The following is a 20,787-nucleotide window of genomic DNA, read 5'->3' as shown; positions in this document are numbered from 1 at the left end:
CTCTCCATTTGCCGAAGCGCTCAATGGGTTGAGGTTGTCGCGCCCATCGTGCGCGATCGCACTTGCTGAGGGAACCAATGGGTCCCGGGGACAAGCCCCGGGATGACGCCTGTGGGTGGGGGGATGTTCGGATGACGTGGAAACGGCCGCGGTAGGACGCGCAAAGAGTCTTTGCGAAGAGAGACGGCGCTGACGCGCCCTCTGGATTGCCGGATCAAGTCCGGCAAAGACGATGGTGGGGTATGCTCTCACGTCGCCTCTCCCTCGATGTCACCCCGGCGAAAGCCGGGGCCCACTCGCATTGCCTCTTGCTGCAGTGAAAGTGGAGTGAATGGCGCTCGCGCCGCGCGCCATCGTATCTGCAGGGGGAACCAATGGGCCCCGGCTTTCGCCGGGGTGACACATCTGGGTGGGAGGCGCGCGCGGTGTGCGACCTAGACGTTCTGCGCCGCCACATATCCCGACGACCAGGCCCATTGGAAGTTGAAGCCGCCGAGGTGGCCGGTGACGTCGACGGCTTCGCCGATGAAATAAAGTCCGGGGACGGATTTTGCTTCCATTGTTTTGGACGAGAGATGCCGCGTGTCGATGCCGCCGGCGGTGACTTCGGCGGTGCGGTAGCCTTCGGTGCCGGCGGGGGTGAGGCGCCAGCGGTTGGTGCTTTCGCCGAGCGCCCGGAGGCGGGCGTCCGAAATGTCGGCGAGGCGGCCCGTGACTTCGGCGCGCGCGCACCAGCGGTCGGCGAGGCGCTTGGGCAGCGCCCGCGCAAGCGCGGTTTCGACATCCTGTTTGGGGTGCGCGGTGCGGGCTTCCTTCAGGGCGGCGAAAACATCCGTGTGCGGCGCAAGGTTGACTTCGATCTCCTCGCCCGGCCGCCAGTATGACGAGATTTGCAGGATGGCGGGGCCCGACAGCCCCTTATGCGTGAAGAGCAGCGCCTCGGCGAAGCGCGCCTTGCCGCACGCAACGGTGGCATCGACCGCGACGCCGGCGAGGCCGTCGAGTTCGGCTTTCAGGCCCGCGTCGAAGGTGAAGGGGACGAGCGCCGGGCGCGGCTCGACGACGCCGATGCCGAACTGGCGGGCGATGTCGTAAGCGAGGCCTGTGGCGCCGATTTTCGGGATCGAGAGCCCGCCGGTGGCGACGACGAGGCTTGTGCAGGCAAGCGCGCCCTCGCCTGTCGTGACGCGGAAGCCGGTTTCGGTTTTTTCGACGGCGGCGATTTTCGTTTCGAGGCGGATGACGGCGCCGGCGCGCGCGCATTCGGCCAGCAGCATGTCGATGATCTGTTGCGAGGAGCCATCGCAGAACAACTGGCCGAGCGTCTTTTCGTGCCAGGCGATGTTGTGGCGGTTCACCAGCGCGATGAAATCGGCTTGCGTGTAGCGCTTCAGCGCCGAGATGCAGAAGGACGGGTTTTCGGAGAGGAAGTTTTTGGGGGTCGTGTGGAGGTTTGTGAAGTTGCAGCGGCCGCCGCCGGAGATGCGGATTTTTTCGGCCACGGTTTTCGCGTGGTCGAGGACGAGGACCGAACGGCCGCGCGCGCCCGCGGCGCCGGCGCAGAAAAGCCCGGCGCCGCCCGCGCCGAGGATGATGACGTCGTAAAATTCTGGCGACGCCATAGGCGCTACTCGATGTCCTCGACTTCGGCCGTCGTGCCCTTGACGCGGGCGGCGAGTGCTGCGGCCATGAAGGGGTCGAGGTCGCCGCCGAGGACGCGGTCGGGGTCGGAGGTTTCGACGCCGGTGCGCAAGTCCTTCACCATCTGATAGGGCTGCAGCACGTAGGAGCGGATCTGGTGGCCCCAGCCGATGTCGGTCTTGCCGGCGGCTTGCGCCGCGGCGGCTTCCTCGCGCTTCTGCAATTCGGCTTCGTAGAGCCTCGCGCGCAGCATGTCCCATGCGGTGGCGCGGTTCTTGTGTTGCGAGCGTTCGTTCTGGCAGGCGACCACAATGCCGGTCGGAATGTGCGTGATGCGCACCGCGCTGTCGGTGGTGTTGACGTGCTGGCCGCCGGCGCCGGAGGAGCGATAGGTGTCGATGCGGACATCGGCCTCGCTGACGTCGATGTCGATCTTGTCGTCGACAACGGGGTAGACCCAGACCGACGAAAAGCTGGTGTGACGGCGCGCCGCGCTGTCATAGGGCGAGATGCGGACGAGGCGGTGGACGCCCGATTCCGTTTTCAGCCAGCCGAAGGCGTTGTGGCCCTTGACGAGGATGGTCGCCGACTTGATGCCGGCTTCTTCGCCGTCGTGACGCTCGATCAGCTCGACCTTGTAGCCCTTGCGTTCAGCCCAGCGCGTGTACATGCGCAAGAGCATCTGCGCCCAGTCCTGGCTTTCGGTGCCGCCGGCGCCGGCATGGACTTCGAGATAGGTGTCGTTCTGGTCGGCCTCGCCGGCGAGCAGGGTTTCGAGCTCGGCTTCGTCGGTTTGCACCTTCAGCGCCTTCAGCGCCGCCTCGGCTTCCGTCACGATGCCGGCATCGCCTTCGGCCTCGCCCATTTCGATCAGTTCGAGATTGTCGGCAAGGCCCGCCTCGAAGCCGCGCAGCCGCGCGATCGCTTCTTCCAGCCGGGTGCGTTCGCGCATCAGGTTTTGCGCGTTCTCGGGATCGTTCCAGAGATCGGGGTCTTCGGCTTTCGCCGTCAGTTCGTCATAGCGGCGGAGGGCAGCATCCCAGTCAAAGATGCCTCCTCAGCAGCGCGAGCGACTGCTTGATTTCATCGGCGAGATTTTGCGTTTCGGCGCGCATGGATATCTTTCGGGGGATTTTTCCGGTGCCTCGATTGGAGGCGGAAAATAGGGGGGATGGGGGCTTGTGTAAAGGGTCCGGTGGCGACCGGGCCGCCCGGCCTCAGTACAAGCCGCCCGTACCCGAGCCGATGTCGCGGCCGTCCGCGGCATAACCGCCGGGGGGCGGCGGGCGATTGTCCGCAGGCGGATCGTCTCTCTCGTCGGTCCGGGGAGCACCGCCGGGGCGGTCGAGCTCAACGGCTTCGTCGGCGGGCATGCCGGCGAAGGGCGCGGGCGGCAACGCGAAGGGGTCGACGGGGCCGCGCGCCGCGGGACCGTAGGCGCCCGGACCGGCTTCGGTCGAGAAGCCATCCGCACCGCTGCCATCCCTGTCGCTGTCCATGCCGCGCAGAAAGTCGCTCGAAATGTCGCTGTCCATGTCGCCGGCATCGCCGCCGCCGAGAATGCCGCCAGCAATGCCGAGCATCGGCGTCGAGGAGGTGAGGCGCGGCTCGGTGCCTTCGCGGAAGGCTTCGAGGATCGTGCCGCCGCCGTCGCCCGTCGCCAGCGCGCCGGTCTTGAGATCGACCTTGACGAGATTGATGCCCGACGGAATGCGGAACGGGATCGCCGGTTTGTTGCCGATGGCCTTGGTCATGAAGTCGCGGAAGATCGGCGCCGCGGTGCGGCCGCCGGTTTCGGCGCGGCCCATCGGCGCCGGTTCGTCGAAGCCGACAAAGACGCCGACGACGAGGTTGGGCGAATAGCCCATGAACCAGGTGTCGCGCGCTTCGTTCGATGTGCCGGTCTTGCCGGCGAGCGGCACGCCGACCGACCTGACGGCGGTGCCGGTGCCGCGCTGGATCGCGCCTTCGAGCATCGAGGTGATCTGGTAGGCGGTGCGCGGATCCTCGACGCGCTCGCGACCGTCGGGAAGCGCCGGCGGCTCGGGCGCGTCCTCGAAGTCGAGCGTGCAGGCCTGACAGGCGCGGGTGTCGTGCTTGTAGATGGTGCGCCCGTAGCGGTCCTGCACGCGGTCGACCAGCGTCGGCTCGACCTTCATGCCGCCATTCGCCAGCACCGCATAGGCGCCCGCCAGCCGCATCAATGTCGTTTCGCCGGCGCCGAGCGACATCGAGAGCACCGGCATCATGTTGTCGGCGATGCCGTAGCGGCGCGCATAGTCCGAGACGGTTTGCGGACCGGCATATTGCGCGAGGCGCACCGTCATCAGGTTGCGCGAATTTTCGAGGCCGAAGCGCATGGTGGACGGCCCGTGGAACTTGCGCTCGTAGTTTTCGGGCTTCCAGAGGCCGAGGCCGGGGCCCTGGTCGATGACGAAGGGCGCGTCGAGGACGAGGCTGGCGGGCGTGAAGCCCTTGTCGAGCGCCGCGGCATAGACGAAGGGCTTGAAGGAGGAGCCGGGCTGGCGCAGCGCCTGCACCGCGCGGTTGAATTCCGAGAGGCCGAAGCTGAAGCCGCCCTGCATGGCCAGCACGCGGCCGGTATGCGGGTCCATCGCGACGATGGCGCCGTTGACGCCCGGCACCTGTTGCAGCGTGTGGCGGTCTTTCTCTTCGGCATGGGGCGCGACATAGACGATGTCGCCGACTTTCAGCACGTCGGACGGCTTCGTCACCTCGGGGCCGAGATGGATCATGTTGATGTTGGCCCGCGCCCATTTCATGTCTTCGAAATGGATCGTGCTCTTGACGATCTCCTTCGCGAAGCCGCCGCCGGGAAGCCGCGCCGGGCGCAGGCCGACGGTGACGCGGTCGCTTGCGACTTCGAGCACGGTGGCGAGCGTCCAGGGCGCGAGGTCGGAAGGCACGTCCATGCCGCCGAGCGCTTCCTGCCAGTTGGCGCCGGGCTCGAGCGTCGCCACGGGACCGCGCCAGCCATAGCGGCGATCATAGGCGATGAGGCCGTTCTTCAGTGCTTCCGAGGCAAATTCCTGAAGCCGCGTGTCGATGGTGGTGCGGACCGAAAGGCCGCCTTCATAGAGCTTCTGCTCGCCATATTGCGCCAGCAGTTCGCGGCGCACCTGTTCGAGGAAATATTCGGCGTCGCGTGTCTGCACGCCGCGCGTGCGCAGGCTGACATTGAGGTCGGTGCCGCGCGCCTCGGCCGCGTCGTAAGCGGTGATGAAGCGTTCGTCGGCCATGCGCGAGATGACCCAGTTGCGGCGCGCCAGCGCGCGCTCGCGGAAACGGAAGGGGTGATAGTTGCCCGGCGCCTTGGGGAGCGCCGCCAGATAGGCAACCTCGGCGATGGTGAGATCGTCGAGCGGCTTGTCGAAATAGTTCAGCGCCGCGGCGGCGACGCCGTAGCTGCCGGAGCCGAGATAAATCTCGTTGAGGTAGAGTTCGAGGATCTGGTCCTTGGTGAAGGCGCGTTCGAGGCGCAGTGCCAGCAGCGCCTCGCGCAGCTTGCGGTCGAAGGTGACGTCGCTCGAAAGCAGGAAGTTCTTGGCGACCTGCTGAGTAATGGTGGAGGCGCCGACAAGGCGGCGGTCCTGCAGCACGTTGAAGACGTTGTCGATGGTGGCGCGGACGATGCCGGTCGCATCGACGCCGCCATGCGTGTAGAAATTCTTGTCCTCGGCAGCGAGGAAAGCCTTGATCAGTTGCGGCGGGATCGCCGAGATCGGCACATAGAGGCGGCGCTCGCGCGCCAGTTCGCCGATGAGCTGGCCGTCGCCGGCGTGAACGCGCGTCGTCACCGGCGGTTCATAGTTCGCCAGCCGCGTGTAGTCGGGCAAATCCTGATTGAGCCGCCACGCATAATAGCCGCCCGCCATCACGGCGCCGGTCAGCAGTACCAGGATGGTTCCGGCAATGATCGAAAGGACTTTCAGCATCGGGCGCACTGCCCTCCGTCATTCATGCGTTCGTATTGTGGCCGTCAGCTAGAGCCAAAATGTGGCCGTGCCAAGGCAATTCATATTGAGCCGCGACGGGCCCTGCCCTAGAGCGGGCCCTCGGCCATGCGGTCGCCGAAATAACGGTCGATGGCGCGGGTGAAGGTGCCGGCGACGCTGGTGCGCCAGGCAGGCGAGACAAGCTTCTTTTCGTCGTCGGCGTTGGTCAGGAAACCGAGTTCGATCAGCACCGAAGGCACATCCGGCGCCTTCAGCACAACGAAGCCGGCGAAACGGTGCGGCCGCTGCAGCATGGAGGTTTTCTCGCCCGCATAGTCGACGATCGACTTGGCAAAACGGGCCGAATAATTCTTGGTTTCGCGCTGGGCGAGATCGATCAGGATGCCGGTCACTTCCGGGCTCTCGCCCTGGAGATCGAGACCGCCGATCAGGTCGGCGCGGTTTTCCTGACGCGCCAGCGCGGCCGCTTCCTGGTCGGAGGCGGTTTCGGAAAGCGTGTAGACCGAGAGACCGCGCACATCGGGCTTCTGGATCGAGTCCGCGTGGATCGACATGAAGAGATCGGCCTTGTGGTTGCGCGCGATGGCGACACGCTGGCGCAGCGGAATGAAGACGTCGGTTTCGCGCGTCAGATGCACGTCGTAGCGGCCGGTGGCGCGCAGTTGGGAGGCCAGTTCGCGGGCAAAGGCCAGCACGATGTTCTTTTCGTGGACGCCGCTGCGGCCGACGGCGCCCGGATCGACGCCGCCATGACCGGGATCGATGACGATAACGCGGCGGCGGTCGACGCGCTGGGCGGGCGGGCTCATCGGCACGGCGGCGATGGACTGAATCTGCTGCGCGGCGGCAACCGCGGCGGCCTTGTCTTCGGCGGGTGCGCCGGCGCTTTGGGCAAAGGCCGCGCTGTCGGTCGGCGCGAGGTCGAGCACGATGCGGCGGCCAAAGCCGGCCTGCGGGTCGAGCACGAAATTGCGCGCGATGGCGACCGGCTGCGTCATGTCGATGACGACGCGGAAAGTGTCGGCCTGGAAGCGGCCATAGCGGTAGCCGGAGACGAAGCCGCGCGCCTCGGACACGCCCGCATCGTCGAGACGGAAGGGAACGCCCGTCATGTCGATGACGACGCGGTAGGGGTCGGAAAGCGTGAAGACGCGGTAGTCGACGGCGGCATCGCCCGCCAGCTCCATCACGAAACGGGTCTGCTCACCATGATCGCCGACGCGGATGCCGGTGACGGCCGACATGCCTTGCGGTAGCGGCGCGGAGCGGGGGATGGCGGCGGCGGCCGGCGCATCGCTCAGAGCGCCGGTGGTCAACAGGTCGTTTTCGAGATCGCGGGCCAGCAATTCGGCCAGTTCGTCGATGGAAAGGCCCTCGGCCGAAAAATCCTCGGCGACGGCGCGCATCGGCACATGCCAGGCCAGCGCCAGAAAAAGCGCGACCAGGCCGGCCGCCCTCAGGGCTTGCCGGAAAGTCTCCCGATTCTGCCGAATTTTCCCCAATTTACACCCGCCGCAGCGACACCGTGGGACTTGCCGTCGATCCATGCCGTCCGCCACGGTCTGCCGAACGCCACTGGCGGCCGGATCGCCCGGCCGGTCCGTCTGCCTCGCCTGCCCTGGCCCCCGCGCACCGGCGCGAATTAGGGCCTGCGAAGCAACTCAACCCAATATAGCGGCCAGATTACTTCAAAATTGGTTATCGCGCCAAAATTTACGAAGTTTCAATGGATAGAATGGTTAATAACGGCACAATTGGCTTCCAATGGAGGCCGCCGACGCCGCGCTTGCCAAATCAGCGCGGCAACGGGTACAAACGGACCGCGCCGGGCAGGCCTTGTGGCCCTCAACGGTGCCGACACAGGATTTCGGGCAATCCGTCGCGCCACTCCCTTCAAAACGAACGGGACCGGGCGTCGACCGCGTAGGGCCCGGCGTTTTCCAAGACAATTCGTCCCGGACAACGCCAAACAGACGCATCGCCGCAGGCGCTCTCGCGTCAGCAACGCCCGCCCGGCCGAGACGGCCGATCCGCGCGGTGGAAACAAGAACACGCCGGCACCCGGCGGCTCGATGGGTGCACCGAAGGTAGAGATGCACAACGCAGTTCCGCGACTTCACACCCGGCAGACCGGACAGGGCTCTTTCCAGAGCCAGGTTCGCCCGGTTGCGACACCGGCCGCGCGGCGCGTACTCGCCACCCTTTTACATATCCCGTCCGGACCTGCCGCGGCGCGCCTCAACGGCGCCGGCGCGACGGCCTGGACGCATTCAACAAACGGCGCACGCCCGCGCCTGGCCGGCCGCATCGATTTGCGGCGGGACATGCGCGGCGGACAGCGCCCCGGAGATACTCCATATGGCCAAGACCATGCTGATCGACGCGGCCCACCTCGAGGAAACTCGGGTTGTGGTCGTGAGCGGCAATCGCGTTGAAGAATTCGACTTTGAATCGGAAAACAGGAAGCAACTTCGAGGAAATATCTATCTAGCCAAGGTTACGCGCGTCGAACCGTCGCTTCAGGCGGCGTTCGTCGAATATGGCGGCAACCGGCACGGCTTCCTCGCCTTCAGCGAAATTCACCCCGACTACTACCAGATTCCGGTCGCCGACCGCGAAGCGTTGCTGCGCCAGCAGGCCGCCGAAGCGCGCCGCGAGCGCGACGAGGAAGACGCGTATGACGCGCGCACCGCGCCGCCCGCCCCCGGCAACGACGTGCCCGAGGAACCGACCGAGGCCGGCGCCGACGCCGAGGATGAAGCCGACGACGAGGCCGACGACGAGAACGGCGCCGAGGCCGCCGACGCATCCGGCAATGACGACGACGCCGAAGACCAAAGCAAAAAGACGGTCGAACGCGGTGAGACCGAAACCGTGCTCTCCGATGAGACGATCGAATCCGTCGGCGCCGAAGACGCGATGGAAGAAGCCGCGCCGCGCAAGCAGCGCATCAACTACCGCTCCTACAAGATTCAGGAAGTCGTCAAGCGCCGCCAGATCCTGCTCGTGCAGGTCGTCAAGGAAGAGCGCGGCAACAAGGGCGCGGCGCTCACCACTTACCTCTCGCTTGCCGGACGCTATTGCGTGCTGATGCCGAACACGGCGCGGGGCGGCGGCATTTCGCGCAAGATCACCGTGGCGGCCGACCGCAAAAAGCTGAAAGGCATTGCCGAGTCGCTCGACGTGCCGGAAGGCATGGGGCTGATCGTCCGCACCGCGGGCGCCAAGCGCACCAAGGCCGAGATCAAGCGCGACTATGAATATCTGCTCCGGATGTGGGAGAGCGTGCGCGAGCTGACGCTGAAGTCGATTGCCCCTGCCCTCGTCTACGAGGAAGGCAGCCTGATCAAGCGTTCGATCCGCGATCTCTACGACAAGGACATCGACGCCATCCATATCGAGGGCGACGAAGGCTACCGCGAGGCCAAGAGCTTCATGCGGATGCTGATGCCGAGCCATGCGAAGAACGTGCAGCCCTACAAGGAAAAGCAGCCGCTCTTCCAGAAGTATCAGGTGGAGCAGCAGCTCGACGCGATGCTGAACCCGACGGTGACGCTGAAATCAGGCGGCTACATCGTCATCAACCCGACCGAAGCGCTGGTTTCGATCGACGTCAATTCGGGACGCTCCACCAAGGAGCGCAACATCGAGCAGACGGCGCTGAAGACCAATCTCGAAGCGGCGGAAGAAATCACGCGGCAGATGCGGCTCCGGGACCTTGCCGGCCTCCTCGTCATCGATTTCATCGACATGGACGAGAACCGCAACAACCGTGCGGTCGAACGCAAGCTCAAGGACTGCCTGAAAACTGATCGCGCGCGCATCCAGGTCGGGCGCATCAGCCATTTCGGTCTGCTCGAAATGTCGCGCCAGCGCATGCGTTCCGGCGTGCTCGAAGGTTCGACCGTCACCTGCCCGCATTGCGCGGGTACGGGTCTTGTGCGCTCGGTCGAGTCGATGGCGCTGCATGTGTTGCGCGGCGTCGAGGCCGAAGCGGTCAAGGGCCGCGCCGCCGCCTTCACCGTCAAGGTGCCGGCGATCGTCGCGATCTACATGCTCAACCAGAAGCGCGGCAAGGTGCTCGACATCGAGGAGCGCTACGGCGTTTCGGTCTATATCGAGGCCGACGCGACGCTGACCGGTTCCGATCACCGGATCGAACAGGCCGAAGCGCGGGCGCTGACGCGGACGCGGCCGGCGCTGGGCGCGATCAACATCGAAAGCGGCTATGCGGCCGAGGATGACGATGTCGTCGACGCCGTGGACGAAGATGAGGTCGAGGACGAAGCCGAGGAAACGCAGGAGGCCGCGCCGGCGCGCGGATCGTCGGAGGATGGCGAAGGCCAGCGGCGGCGCAAGCGGCGCCGGCGGCGGCGCAAGCCCGGCGAGGAACGCGAGGCGGGAAGCGAGAGCGAAGCGGCGCCGCGCGCGGATGCCGGTGCGGGCGACGACGACGCGGACGAAGGCGACGAAGTTGCGGCCGATGCAGCCGAGGCCGGCGCTTCGCGTCCCGAAGGCGGTGCGGACGAACTCGACGAGAACGGCCAGCGCAAACGCCGGCGGCGCGGACGGCGCGGCGGACGGCGCAATCGCCGGCGCGACGGCGAAGACGGCCAGGAAACGCAAGCTGCGACCGGCTCGGCGATGACGGAAGGCGAAGCCGGAGACGAAGCGGCGGATGGCGGCGATGCCGATGCTGGCGCCAGCGCGGACGCGCCGGTGCTGCTGTCCTATTCGCGGCACGAGGCGGTGGAAGAAGCACCGGCCGAAGAAGCGGTGGATGAGGCGGAGATGCCCGCCGTCGCGGACGCGCCGGACGAAACCCGGGAACCGGAACCGGAGCGCGAATCCGTGGAAGCGGTCGAGGCCGATGGCGATACGCTGGTGGCCGACACGACGACGCTGCAGAAGACGGAACCCGAAGCGCCGACACGTCGCGGCTGGTGGCAGCGCCGCTAGAGACGCAACACCCATAGACAAAGGGCCTGAGGCGCGATCCTCAGGCCCTTTTTCGTTGTGCGGTTTTCCGGCTCAGGAACCGGAGCGGGCGGAGACGGCGCCCATGCCGTCGCTGCGCGGGCCGATGGCAAAGCTGCAGGCGCGGGTGACATTTCCGATCGGACATGAAATCGCATGTGCCGGGGATCGCGCATTGGCGGGCGATGCGGCAAGCGCCTCGGCGGCGGTGCCCGCAAGCGCCAGACGGGCGGCGCTCAGGATCGACGCCGCGCCTTTCGGTTCGCCGGCGCCGGCGCCGCTGAAGAAAATCTGCGTGCCGCTGTTGCTGGTCACGATGACCGGCATCAGGAAGGCCGAGGCGATGCCGTTTGCGGATTGCTGCGCGTTGGGCGCGAAGACGACGCCGGTGCCGGGGGCGGCGCGGCCGGTGCCGAAGGGACCGCTCATCGTGACGGCGCAGGCGACCGCTCCGCCCCGCCCGTCGGCGGTCGCGAAAGCCGTCGATCCAAAATCGCGCGCGGCGTTTTCGGCGCCCAGCGCGGCGGCGGTGCGGCGCGCGGCTTCCGTCAGTTCGGCGGGGCCGGCCTTCTCGATGTCGCGCCAGAGCGCGGCGGCGAAGACGCCGGCGCCCAGCGCCTCGGACGGTGCGGCGACCACGCCGGCGGACGAGGGAAGCATTTGCGCGGGCGCGGTGACCGGCCGGTCGTCGGCCAGATCGTCGAGGCTGAGCGTACCGCCCGCCTCGCGCGCGCCGGCGACAAGCGCCCGGGCGGTCTCACCGGCATAGAAGCCCGTGACACCGCGGCTGCGGATCAGCGTCAATGTGGCGGCAAGTTCGGACTGCGTGACGCGCTGGAGTTCGCGCAAGGGTGCGCCATCCGCGCCCGTGAAGGCCGGGGCGCCCTGAACGGACGCCGCATCGGCAAGGGCGCGGGCGCTGGCGCGCGACAGCGGGAAGCCGGTGCCCGCCAGCCGCTCGGCCGGACCGACAATGGCCGACCAGGGCTGGTTGCCGTGACGCGATTGAAGGAGCGAGAAGCCGCGCACATTGCCCGGAATGGCGACGGCGCCGCCGCCGCGCGGACTACGGGCGAGGAAGGCGAGACTTTCGACCTTCCGTTCCCCGGCATCGCGCACCAGGCAAATGCCGCCGCCGCCGAGGCCGGCCGCCGCCGGATAAGTGACCGAGAGCGCGAAATAGAGCGCCGCCGCCGCATCGGCGGCATTGCCGCCCTGATCGAGCACCTGCTGGGCAATGAGAACGGCCGAAGGCTCGTCGGCGACGACGAAGCCGCCGAAGGACGGATCGCCGCCGGGCTCCTTGTAGGTGATGCGGGCCTGACGCTCGACGCGGGTTTCGACGCCACGACTGACCGCGACCCCGGTTTGCGGTTCGGGCTGGCCGATTTCGGCGCAGGCCGCCAGCGCCACGGACATTGTCAGGCCGGCCAGCAGGCCGCCCCGCAGGCCCGAAAATCCACAGTTCCGCCCCATTCCCATTGTTTCCTTCATTTGCCCGATTCCGACGGAATCCGGCGTCATGGCCGTTTGTCCCGCGTGGGGCGGGACAAGATTGACGGCGTGCCGACCCATACCTACCGTTTAAGCGCGCCGGAACACCACCGTCAACGCGCCCGGACAACCGGAAATGCCAGTGAAGCGTATGAGGGATCGCCCTATGAGATCGAAATCGCCTTTCGGCCCGCTGCTGGCCCTTTGCGCCGCGCTGGCCATCGGTGCCGCAAATACGGCCGCCGCACAAGGTATCGCGATCGTCAGCGATGCCGAAACCGAGAACATGCTGCGGGACTATGCCGACCCGCTTCTGAAGGTTGCGGGGCTCGATCCGGCGGCGGTGAAGATTCACCTCGTCAACGACCGCCGTCTCAATGCCTTCGTCGCCGAAGGCCAGCAGATGTTCTATCACACCGGCCTCATTACCATCGTCGACTCGCCCGGCGAGCTGATCGGCGTGATGGCGCACGAAATCGGTCACATGGCGGGCGGGCATCTGGTGCAGCGGCGCGAGCACATGGCGACGCTTCAGGTGCCGATGATCGCTTCCATGATCCTCGGCGTCGGCGCCATCGCGGCCGGACAGGGCGATGCCGGCATGGCGCTGATCCTGGGCGGGCAGCACCTCGCGCAGCGCGGCTTCTTTGCCTATACGCGCGAACAGGAAGCAAGCGCCGACCAGGCGGGCGCCAGCTACCTGCAACGCGCCGGCCTGTCGGGCCAGGGCATGCTCGACCTGTTCGCATCGATGCGCGACCAGGAAATGCTTTCGGAAGAACGGCAGGACCCGTTCGCGCGTTCGCATCCGATGTCGGCGGCGCGCTACAATGCGCTTGAGGAGCGGGTGAAGGCCTCGCCCTATTTCGAGCGCGAACTGCCGCCGGAAGAAATTCATCGCTTCAAGATGGTGCAGGCGAAGCTGCACGGGTTTCTCGACGAACCGAACATCGTCTTCAACCGCTATCCCGCATCCGACAAGAGCGACTATGCGCGCTATGCGCGTTCGGTCGCCTATCATCGCACCGGCGCGCTTTCCGAAGCGCTGACCGAGATCGACCCGCTGCTCGAGAGCGATCCGAAGAACCCCTATATCCACGAGGTGAAGGGGCAGATTCTCTTCGAGAGCGGCAAGATCGAGGAGGCGGTGACGTCCTATCGCCAGTCTGTGGATCTGAAGCCCGACGACGCGCAGCTTCATCTCGGGCTCGGGCGGGCGCTGCTCGGACGCGACGGCGAGGAAAACGCCCGCGCCGCCATTCCGCATCTCCTCACCGGCACGCGCGGCGCGTCGCAGCCCTTCGGCTACTATCAGCTCTCCATCGCCTATGGCCGCCTCAACCAGATCGGCATGGCGGAACTGGCGACGGCGCAGTATTACAATGCGCTCGGCCGCGTGAAGGAGGCGAAGATGCATGCGGGGCGGGCAGCGAAAAACCTGCCGCAAGGTTCGCCCGAATGGCTGCGGGCGCAGGACATCGCGATCCAGGCCGATCCGCAGCGCGGCTGAGGCGCGCGCCCAACATTCTCCCGTCGACATCCATCACGAAAGAATCCGATGCCTCTTGTCCGCTCCCTGCCCTGTCTCGTTGTTGCGCTCGCCCTGCTGTTTCCGGTGGCGGCATCGGCTGAAACGGCGCGGCTCGGCGCCGCCGACCGCGCGGCCATCGAGGAAATCGTGCGCGACTATATCCGCACCAATCCCGAGATCGTGCTCGAGGCGCTGCACACGCTGGAGGAGCGGCACCAGGCCGAGGCGCAGGCCGAACAGCGTGCCGCCATCGAAGCGCGCCGCGCCGCGATCTATGACGACCCCGACGACTACACCTATGGCAATCCGAAGGGCGACGTCACCATTGTCGAATTCTTCGACTACACCTGCGGCCACTGCAAGCGCAGCTTCCAGCCGCTGATGGATTTCGTCGATGCCGACGGCAATATCCGGCTGATCCTGAAAGAGTTCCCCATTCTCGGGCCGCGCGCGCTCGACGCCGCCAAGGCCGCGCTCGCGGCGCGCAAACAGGGCCGCTACATCGAAATGCACCGGGCGATTTTCGAACATGAAGGACAGCTCACCGAAAAGGCGCTGATGGAGATAGCAGCCAAGGCCGGGCTCAACGGGCCGAAGCTGAAGAAGGACATGGAAGACCCGAAGCTGATGGATATTTTCAGCCGCCACTACGCGCTCGCCGAAGCGCTCGGCATCGAGGGCACGCCGGCCTTCATCATCGGCGGCGAAATGCTGCCCGGCGCTGTCGACAAGGAACGGCTGACGCGGGTGGTCGCAGAAGCGCGCGCGGGGCGCTAAATCAGCCCGCCCATCGGCGATGACGGATCGGCGTAGAGCTTCTTCGGCATACGCCCCGCCAGATAAGCGAGCCGCCCCGCCTCCACCGCGAGTTTCATCGCCCGCGCCATCTTGATCGGGTCTTTCGCTTCGGCGATTGCCGTGTTCATCAGCACGCCGTCGCAGCCGAGTTCCATCGCCACGGCGGCGTCGGACGCCGTGCCGACGCCGGCGTCGACCAGTACCGGGACTTTCGACTGTTCGACGATGAGCCGAATGTTGATCGGGTTCTGGATGCCGAGGCCGGAGCCGATGGGGGCGGCGAGCGGCATGATCGCGCAGCAACCCATCTCTTCCAGTTTCTTCGCCATGATCGGATCGTCGGTGCAATAGACCATCACCTCGAAGCCGTCCTTCAGCAGCGCTTGCGCCGCGCGCAGCGTTTCCACCATGTCGGGATAGAGCGTCTTCTTGTCGCCCAGCACTTCGAGCTTGACGAGGTTCCAGCCGCCCGCTTCCCGAGCGAGACGAAGCGTGCGCACGGCGTCTTCGGCGGTGTAGCAGCCCGCCGTGTTGGGCAGGTAGATGACTTTCTTCGGGTCGATGAAGTCGACGAGCATCGGCTCGTTCGGATTGGTGACGTTGACGCGGCGGACCGCGACCGTGACGATTTCGGCGCCGGCGGCTTCCACCGCCGCGGCATTCTCGGCGAGGTCTTTATATTTGCCGGTGCCGACGATCAGGCGCGATTTCAGCCGGCGTCCGGCGACGATGAAGGGATCGTCGTCCGCGTTCGCCGTTTCGATGCGCTTGGCTGCTTCCGTCACTCGAACCACTCCTGCTTATCCGCCGCCGACAAAATTCACGATCTCCAGGCGGTCGCCGTCCCTCAGCGCCACCTCGCCATAGGCCGAGCGCGGCACGATTTCGAGGTTGCGCTCGACGGCGATCTTGGCGGCGGGCAGGCCCAGCTTGCCGATCAGGCCGAGCACCGTCAGCGGGCCCTCGACCTCCCGCAATTCGCCGTTCACCGTCAGTTTCATGCCGTCGTTAACGCCTTTGCCGTTCGCCCGGATAATGGGTGAGAGGGGAGCCGACTTCAAGGCGGGCGTCCGCCCATCCCCAAGCCTTTTACAGGCCCCGCGCATTGCGTATAAAGAGACGCCGCGATTCGGGGATATGAGAGGTCGCGGCGGGGACCACAATTTCGCCTATTTGCGGCCCTAGAGCCTGAGCCTCGCGCCCCCGGGGTTTACGGAAAGCCGCATCTCCCGCGACGCGTCACAGAAGCCGCCAGAAAGCCCGCCCGACCGCATGGCAAAATCAAGCTCCAGCAAGGCCTCGAAGCCGGTGTTCGTCCTCAACGGGCCGAACCTCAACCTGCTCGGCCAGCGGGAGCCGGAAATCTATGGCTCGACGACGCTGGCCGAAATCGAGAAACAGGTGAAGGCGAAGGCGAAGTCCCTCGGCCTCGCCGTCGATTGCCGGCAGTCGAACCATGAGGGCGAGCTTGTGGACTGGATTCAGGAGGCGCGGGTGAAAGCCAGCGCCGTGATCCTCAACGCCGGCGCCTATTCGCACACTTCGATTGCCATTCACGACGCGCTGGCGACGCTCGACATTCCGGTTGTCGAGGTCCACATCTCCAATGTCTACAAGCGCGAAAGCTTCCGGCATCATTCGACGATCTCGCCGGTCGCCACCGGCGTCATCTGCGGGCTCGGCACCATCGGTTATGCGCTGGCGCTCGAAGCGATCCATTCGAAGATTTAGGGAACAAGCGACGTGGCAACACCCCGCCCCACCGGCAAAAACGGAAGCAAGAAGAACGAGATGAGCAAATCGGGCGTCGATCAGGAACTGATCCGGCAACTGGCCGCTCTCCTCAAGGAGACCGAGCTCAGCGAAATCGAGATCGAGACGGACAATCTGAAGCTGCGCGTGTCGCGGCAGGTGCAACAGGTGTCGGCGCATTTCGCGCCCGCGCCTTCGGTCGCGCCCGCCGCCACCGCATCGGCGGCGCCCGCGCCGGCCGACGCCGCGTCGCATCCCGGCGCCGTCGCCTCGCCGATGGTCGGCACGGCCTATCTCGCGGCCGAGCCCGGCACACCGCCTTTCGTCACCATCGGCTCGACGGTGAAGGAAGGCCAGACGGTCCTCATCATCGAGGCGATGAAGACCATGAACCACATTCCCGCCCCGCGCTCGGGCAAGGTGAGTGCGATCCTCGTGGAAGACGGACAGCCGGTCGAATTCGGCGAACCGCTTCTCGTGATCGAATAAGCGGGCCGGGCGCGCGCGATGTTCGAAAAGGTCCTCATTGCAAACCGCGGCGAGATCGCGCTGCGCATTCACCGTGCCTGCCGCGAAATGGGCATCAAGACGGTTGCCGTGCATTCGACGGCGGATGCCGACGCGATGCATGTGCGGCTCGCCAACGAAAGCGTCTGCATCGGGCCGCCGCAGGCCAGCGAAAGCTACCTCAACATTCCGGCGATCATTTCGGCCTGCGAGATCACCGGCGCCGACGCCGTGCATCCGGGCTACGGGTTCCTGTCCGAGAACGCCAAGTTCGCCGACATATTGAAGGCGCATGGCATCACCTTTATCGGGCCGAGCGGCGACCATATCCGCCTGATGGGCGACAAGATCCAGGCGAAGACCACCGCGCGTTCGCTCGGCATTCCGTGTGTGCCGGGTTCCGACGGCGCCATCACCACCGACGAGCAGGCCTACAAGGTGGCCGAGGAAACCGGATACCCCGTGCTCGTGAAAGCGGCGGCGGGCGGCGGCGGACGCGGCATGAAGGTGGCGCGCTCGCGCGAGGAAATGTCCGGCGCACTCTCGACCGCGCGGTCGGAAGCGAAAGCCGCCTTCGGCGACGACGCGCTCTACATGGAAAAATATCTCGGCCAGCCGCGCCACATCGAAATGCAGATCATCGCCGATGCGCATGGCAATGTCGCGCATCTGGGCGAGCGCGACTGTTCGCTGCAGCGGCGCCACCAGAAGGTGCTGGAGGAATGCCCCTCCCCCGCCCTCAACGCTGAACAGCGCCAGAAGATCGGCGACATCGTGCGCGACGCCATCGGCAAGCTCGGCTATCTCGGCGTCGGCACAATCGAGTTTCTCTATGAGGATGGCGAGTTCTATTTCATCGAAATGAACACGCGCCTGCAGGTCGAGCATCCGATCACCGAGGCCGTCACCGGCATCGACATCGTGCGCGAGCAGATCCGCATCGCGGCCGGGCTCGAAATGAGCTTCACGCAAGACGACGTGACCTTTTCGGGCCACGCCATCGAATGCCGCATCAATGCCGAGGACCCGAAGACCTTCACGCCCTCGCCCGGCACGATCAAGGATTTTCACACGCCGGGCGGGCTCGGTGTGCGCGTCGACAGCGCGGCCTATTCGGGCTACCGCATCCCGCCCTATTACGACAGCCTGATCGGCAAGCTCGTGGTGCATGGGCGCAACCGCAACGAATGCCTGATGCGCCTTCGCCGCACGCTGCACGAATTCGTCATCGACGGCATCAAGACGACGATCCCGCTGTTCCAGGAACTCGTCAACGAGCCGGATTTCATGAACGGCGAATACCACATTCACTGGCTTGAAGATTTTCTCAAGAAGCAATCCTGACGCCGCCGAGCCTTGCGCGCGCGCCGGGGTTGACGCGGACGGACGGCCATGAGCGATATCGACGCCGATGTGCTGTTGCGCGCCTATTCCTACGGCGTGTTCCCGATGGCGGAATCGCGCGACGATCCGGAGCTCTACTGGATCGACCCCGAGAAGCGCGGCATCCTGCCGCTCGACGCCTTCCATGTCCCCAAACGTCTGCGCCGCCGCGTCCGCGCCGGCACTTTCGATATCCGCATCGACACCGCGTTTCGCGAGGTCATGCTCGGTTGCGCCGATGCGGGACCCGATCGCGAGGGCACATGGATCAACGACCGCATCGTTGCGCTTTATTGCGAGCTGCATGAACGCGGCCACGCGCATTCGGTGGAAGCGTGGCGCGAGGGGCGGCTTGCCGGCGGGCTTTACGGGGTTTCGATCGGCGCGGCGTTTTTCGGCGAAAGCATGTTCAGCCGCGAGACCGACGCCAGCAAGGTGGCGCTGGTGCATCTCGTGGCGCGGCTTGTCGCCGGCGGCTACCGGCTGCTCGACACGCAATTCGTGACGGAGCATCTGCAACAGTTCGGCGCTGTCGAGATTTCACGCGACGCTTATCGCGCACGGCTTTTCGAGGCGACGGCGGAACAGGCGGATTTCTATTCGTTGCCCGAAGGCGCGCCGCCGCTCGAATTCCTGCAATCGGTCACCCACAAATCGTAGACCGGGTGTTCGAGCGCGTTGAGGCCGGGGCTTTCGGCGAACATCCAGCCCTTGAAGATCGCATGCGGCTGCACCTCGCCGGTGCCCGGATCGACCTGATGCACTTCGACATAGGCCGAAGTTTGCGGCGGCTCTTCGGGCGGCGCCTTGTCGCAGGCGCGCACCGTCACCTCGAGCGCGCCGTATCGATGCGGCACGCCGGCCGTGACGGCGAAGCTCGTAACGCGGGCGGTGATCTTGTCGAGGCCGCTGAAAACGGCGACCGGATATTTCTCGGCATGGGCCGGCGCCGCGAAAGTCAGCATCGCGGCGATGGCGGCGCAGAGAGCCGGAAATGCAACAAGACGCATCGCGTTTTTCCTGTGGGGCGCTCGAAAGCCTATTCGCCGCCCGCGGAGAAGACGGCCTGACCGATCAGGCTCATCAGATCGACGGCGCCTTGCGTGAACATGATCTCGCCGCCATCGGTCAGGTAGTCGGGGCTGCCGCCGGGCGTCAGCGACACATAGCTGCCGCCGAGCAGACCGTCGCTGGCGATCTTGGCGCTGGTGTCGTCGGGTATCTTGACGTCGCGCGCCAGGTCGAGCGTGACGACCGCCTGATAGGTTTCCGCGTTCAGGCGCTGCGAAACGACGGTGCCGATCTTGATGCCCGAGAGGCGGACATCCGAACCGTTGGCGAGGCCGCCGACGGCACTGAACTGCGCGACGACCTTGTAGCCGGCACTGCTGCGCATGCCCGAACTCGTATAGCCGTAGAACAGGAACAGCGCGGCGACGGCGACGACGATGGTGCCGATCAGGGTTTCGACGAGATTGCTTTGCATGTCAGTCCTCGGTCATCTGGTTCGGTGCGGGCGGCGTCAGCGCGGCGTCTGGCCGGGCCGCCATGCCTCGTAGTCGCCGGTCGTGCCGGCGCGGCGCGCGCCCTTGTGCAGGCTGCCCTGCGGACGCCACGCATGGGTGGTGCCGGTGAGGTTCGGCACATGCGGCTTTTCCCATTCGCGCGGCACATAGCCGTCTTCGGTGGGCGGCAGGTCGACCGTGTGATGCAGCCAGCCATGCCATTCGGGCGGCACGCGCGAGGCTTCGGCCAGGCCGTTATAGATCACCCAGCGGCGCACATTGCCGTCGATGGCCGCGCCGTCCTTGGCCTGATAGTAGCGGTTGCCCTGCGCGTCGCTGCCGATGAGGCGGCCCTTGCGCCAGGTGTAGAGGCGCGTACCCATGGTCTGGCCGTGCCACCAGACGAAAATTTCCGAAAACAAACTCATAAAGACAGATCCCGTTGGTCGCGGCCGGCGGCGGATGCGGCCTTGCGGTCATTCTAGACGCGATTCCGGCATTCAGGGGCCGAAAAACGGGCAGAATATGACATCGGGGGGGAGCCCGGTCCAGTCCGGGCCGGGGCTTATTCGATCGCCCAGGTGGTCTGGCCGACGGCCTTGCCGCGGCGCAGGCCGTTGCGGTCCTGGATGATCATGGGCTGGCGGTAGATGCCGCCCGAGACCTCGAATTCGCGGTCGTCGTTGAGCACCCATTCGATGCGGTGGAGGACACTTGCCGGCGTCACCGGCTTCACCAGCAGATGCGTGGCGCCGATTTCGAAGGCCTCGGCGATCAGCGAGCGCGAGGCGTGGCCTGTCAGCACGATGATGGGCGTGAAGCACATCGGCTCGTTGCCGACGGCGCGGACGCGGGTAATGAACTCGCGGCCGTTCATCGGCTCCATTTCCCAGTCGGAAATGACGAGATCGATGTCGTAGATCTGCAATTCGGTGAGGCCGTCGGTGCCGTCGCGGGCCTGACGCAGATAGGTAATGCCGAACGTATTCAGCATGGTGCGCAACAGCAGCCGCATGCTGCCATTGTCGTCGACCAGCAGGACCCGCAGATCCTTCAGTTCCTTGCCGAATGCCTTGCTGAGCTCACCCACGCGGGATCTCCACCTTTCCTGGGTAAAGAAGTCCCCACATTGATACCCGATTCCGGGTTGCCGCTTTGTTAACCGCCGATTCGGAGGGCCCCTCCCCCAGATGTCGCGTCCGGGAAGGCCTGTCCTGTCTAT

The 20,787-nt window shown here is 65.9% G+C and carries 18 protein-coding genes; 7 read left to right on the top strand and 11 right to left on the bottom strand.

Going from position 1 to position 20,787, the window contains the following annotated elements; genetic code table 11:
• Positions 1-434: 434 nt before the first annotated feature.
• The 4 genes from KF719_RS17060 to KF719_RS17045 all read right to left on the bottom strand — a co-directional run bounded on the left by KF719_RS17060 (position 435) and on the right by KF719_RS17045 (position 7,120).
• Entirely contained in the window at positions 435-1,622 is a 1,188-nt protein-coding gene (locus KF719_RS17060; protein ID WP_293510399.1) for an NAD(P)/FAD-dependent oxidoreductase, read from the bottom strand.
• A gap of 5 nt (positions 1,623-1,627) precedes the next feature.
• Positions 1,628-2,756 (bottom strand): peptide chain release factor 2 gene (gene prfB / locus KF719_RS17055; protein WP_293510398.1). Its coding sequence is split into 2 segments (ribosomal slippage): positions 1,628-2,686 and positions 2,688-2,756, totalling 1,128 coding nucleotides; the frame shifts between segments, so codons are not numbered across the junction.
• A gap of 102 nt (positions 2,757-2,858) precedes the next feature.
• On the bottom strand, positions 2,859-5,597 hold the full coding sequence (locus tag KF719_RS17050) for a penicillin-binding protein 1A (protein WP_293510397.1): 2,739 nt from the start codon (positions 5,595-5,597) through the stop codon (positions 2,859-2,861).
• 107 nt (positions 5,598-5,704) lie between these two features.
• Positions 5,705-7,120 (bottom strand): N-acetylmuramoyl-L-alanine amidase, encoded by a 1,416-nt coding sequence (locus KF719_RS17045; protein ID WP_293510396.1) that lies wholly within the window; start codon positions 7,118-7,120, stop codon positions 5,705-5,707.
• A gap of 856 nt (positions 7,121-7,976) precedes the next feature.
• On the opposite strand from KF719_RS17045, the gene KF719_RS17040 reads away from it, so the two are divergent.
• Positions 7,977-10,577: a ribonuclease E/G gene (locus KF719_RS17040; RefSeq protein WP_293510394.1), complete on the top strand. Its 2,601-nt coding sequence runs from the start codon at positions 7,977-7,979 to the stop codon at positions 10,575-10,577.
• A 72-nt stretch (positions 10,578-10,649) separates the two neighbouring features.
• On the opposite strand, the gene KF719_RS17035 is transcribed toward KF719_RS17040, so the two are convergent.
• Positions 10,650-12,089: a gamma-glutamyltransferase gene (locus KF719_RS17035; protein ID WP_293510393.1), complete on the bottom strand. Its 1,440-nt coding sequence runs from the start codon at positions 12,087-12,089 to the stop codon at positions 10,650-10,652.
• A gap of 166 nt (positions 12,090-12,255) precedes the next feature.
• Here KF719_RS17035 and KF719_RS17030 point away from each other — a divergent pair, with 166 nt between their 5' ends.
• The gene (locus KF719_RS17030) at positions 12,256-13,599 is read left to right on the top strand and encodes a M48 family metalloprotease (protein WP_293510392.1); all 1,344 of its coding nucleotides are present in this window, start codon (positions 12,256-12,258) and stop codon (positions 13,597-13,599) included.
• Between the two features lie 48 nt (positions 13,600-13,647).
• Entirely contained in the window at positions 13,648-14,397 is a 750-nt protein-coding gene (locus KF719_RS17025) for a DsbA family protein (protein ID WP_293510391.1), read from the top strand.
• Here the strand turns inward: KF719_RS17025 and KF719_RS17020 are convergent.
• Together KF719_RS17020 and thiS are read right to left on the bottom strand one after the other, a co-directional pair.
• Positions 14,394-15,182: a thiazole synthase gene (locus KF719_RS17020; RefSeq protein WP_363318029.1), complete on the bottom strand. Its 789-nt coding sequence runs from the start codon at positions 15,180-15,182 to the stop codon at positions 14,394-14,396. The genes KF719_RS17025 and KF719_RS17020 overlap by 4 nt on opposite strands.
• A gap of 36 nt (positions 15,183-15,218) precedes the next feature.
• Positions 15,219-15,479, bottom strand: a complete 261-nt coding sequence (thiS, locus tag KF719_RS17015) for a sulfur carrier protein ThiS (RefSeq protein ID WP_293510388.1) — start codon at positions 15,477-15,479, stop codon at positions 15,219-15,221.
• A 211-nt stretch (positions 15,480-15,690) separates the two neighbouring features.
• On the opposite strand from thiS, the gene aroQ reads away from it, so the two are divergent.
• Genes aroQ through aat form a run of 4 tightly spaced genes read left to right on the top strand, consistent with a single transcriptional unit; the run spans position 15,691 to position 18,720 of the window.
• A complete protein-coding gene (gene aroQ / locus KF719_RS17010) occupies positions 15,691-16,149 on the top strand; it encodes a type II 3-dehydroquinate dehydratase (RefSeq protein WP_293510387.1) in 459 nt (152 codons plus the stop codon).
• Positions 16,150-16,209: 60 nt separating this feature from the next.
• Positions 16,210-16,659: an acetyl-CoA carboxylase biotin carboxyl carrier protein gene (gene accB, locus KF719_RS17005; RefSeq protein WP_293510386.1), complete on the top strand. Its 450-nt coding sequence runs from the start codon at positions 16,210-16,212 to the stop codon at positions 16,657-16,659.
• Between the two features lie 18 nt (positions 16,660-16,677).
• Positions 16,678-18,021, top strand: coding sequence for an acetyl-CoA carboxylase biotin carboxylase subunit (gene accC, locus KF719_RS17000; RefSeq protein WP_293510384.1), 1,344 nt, complete (start codon positions 16,678-16,680; stop codon positions 18,019-18,021).
• Between the two features lie 48 nt (positions 18,022-18,069).
• A complete protein-coding gene (gene aat, locus KF719_RS16995) occupies positions 18,070-18,720 on the top strand; it encodes a leucyl/phenylalanyl-tRNA--protein transferase (RefSeq protein WP_293510383.1) in 651 nt (216 codons plus the stop codon).
• On the opposite strand, the gene KF719_RS16990 is transcribed toward aat, so the two are convergent.
• The 4 genes from KF719_RS16990 to KF719_RS16975 form a co-directional block, all read right to left on the bottom strand.
• On the bottom strand, positions 18,657-19,070 hold the full coding sequence (locus tag KF719_RS16990; protein ID WP_293510382.1) for a DUF2155 domain-containing protein: 414 nt from the start codon (positions 19,068-19,070) through the stop codon (positions 18,657-18,659). The two genes, aat and KF719_RS16990, sit on opposite strands and share 64 nt — an antisense overlap.
• 29 nt (positions 19,071-19,099) lie before the next feature.
• Complete coding sequence (gene mlaD / locus KF719_RS16985; protein WP_293510381.1) at positions 19,100-19,546, bottom strand: outer membrane lipid asymmetry maintenance protein MlaD; 447 nt, start codon at positions 19,544-19,546, stop codon at positions 19,100-19,102.
• A 36-nt stretch (positions 19,547-19,582) separates the two neighbouring features.
• Positions 19,583-19,993 (bottom strand): NADH:ubiquinone oxidoreductase subunit NDUFA12, encoded by a 411-nt coding sequence (locus tag KF719_RS16980; RefSeq protein ID WP_293510380.1) that lies wholly within the window; start codon positions 19,991-19,993, stop codon positions 19,583-19,585.
• A 137-nt stretch (positions 19,994-20,130) separates the two neighbouring features.
• The gene (locus KF719_RS16975) at positions 20,131-20,655 is read right to left on the bottom strand and encodes a response regulator (RefSeq protein WP_293510379.1); all 525 of its coding nucleotides are present in this window, start codon (positions 20,653-20,655) and stop codon (positions 20,131-20,133) included.
• Positions 20,656-20,787 lie beyond the last annotated feature (132 nt).

The organism is Parvibaculum sp., assembly GCF_019635935.1.
Classification (GTDB): domain Bacteria; phylum Pseudomonadota; class Alphaproteobacteria; order Parvibaculales; family Parvibaculaceae; genus Parvibaculum.
Note: the sequence above shows the minus strand (reverse complement) of the source record. Positions and strands in the feature narration are given on the sequence as shown.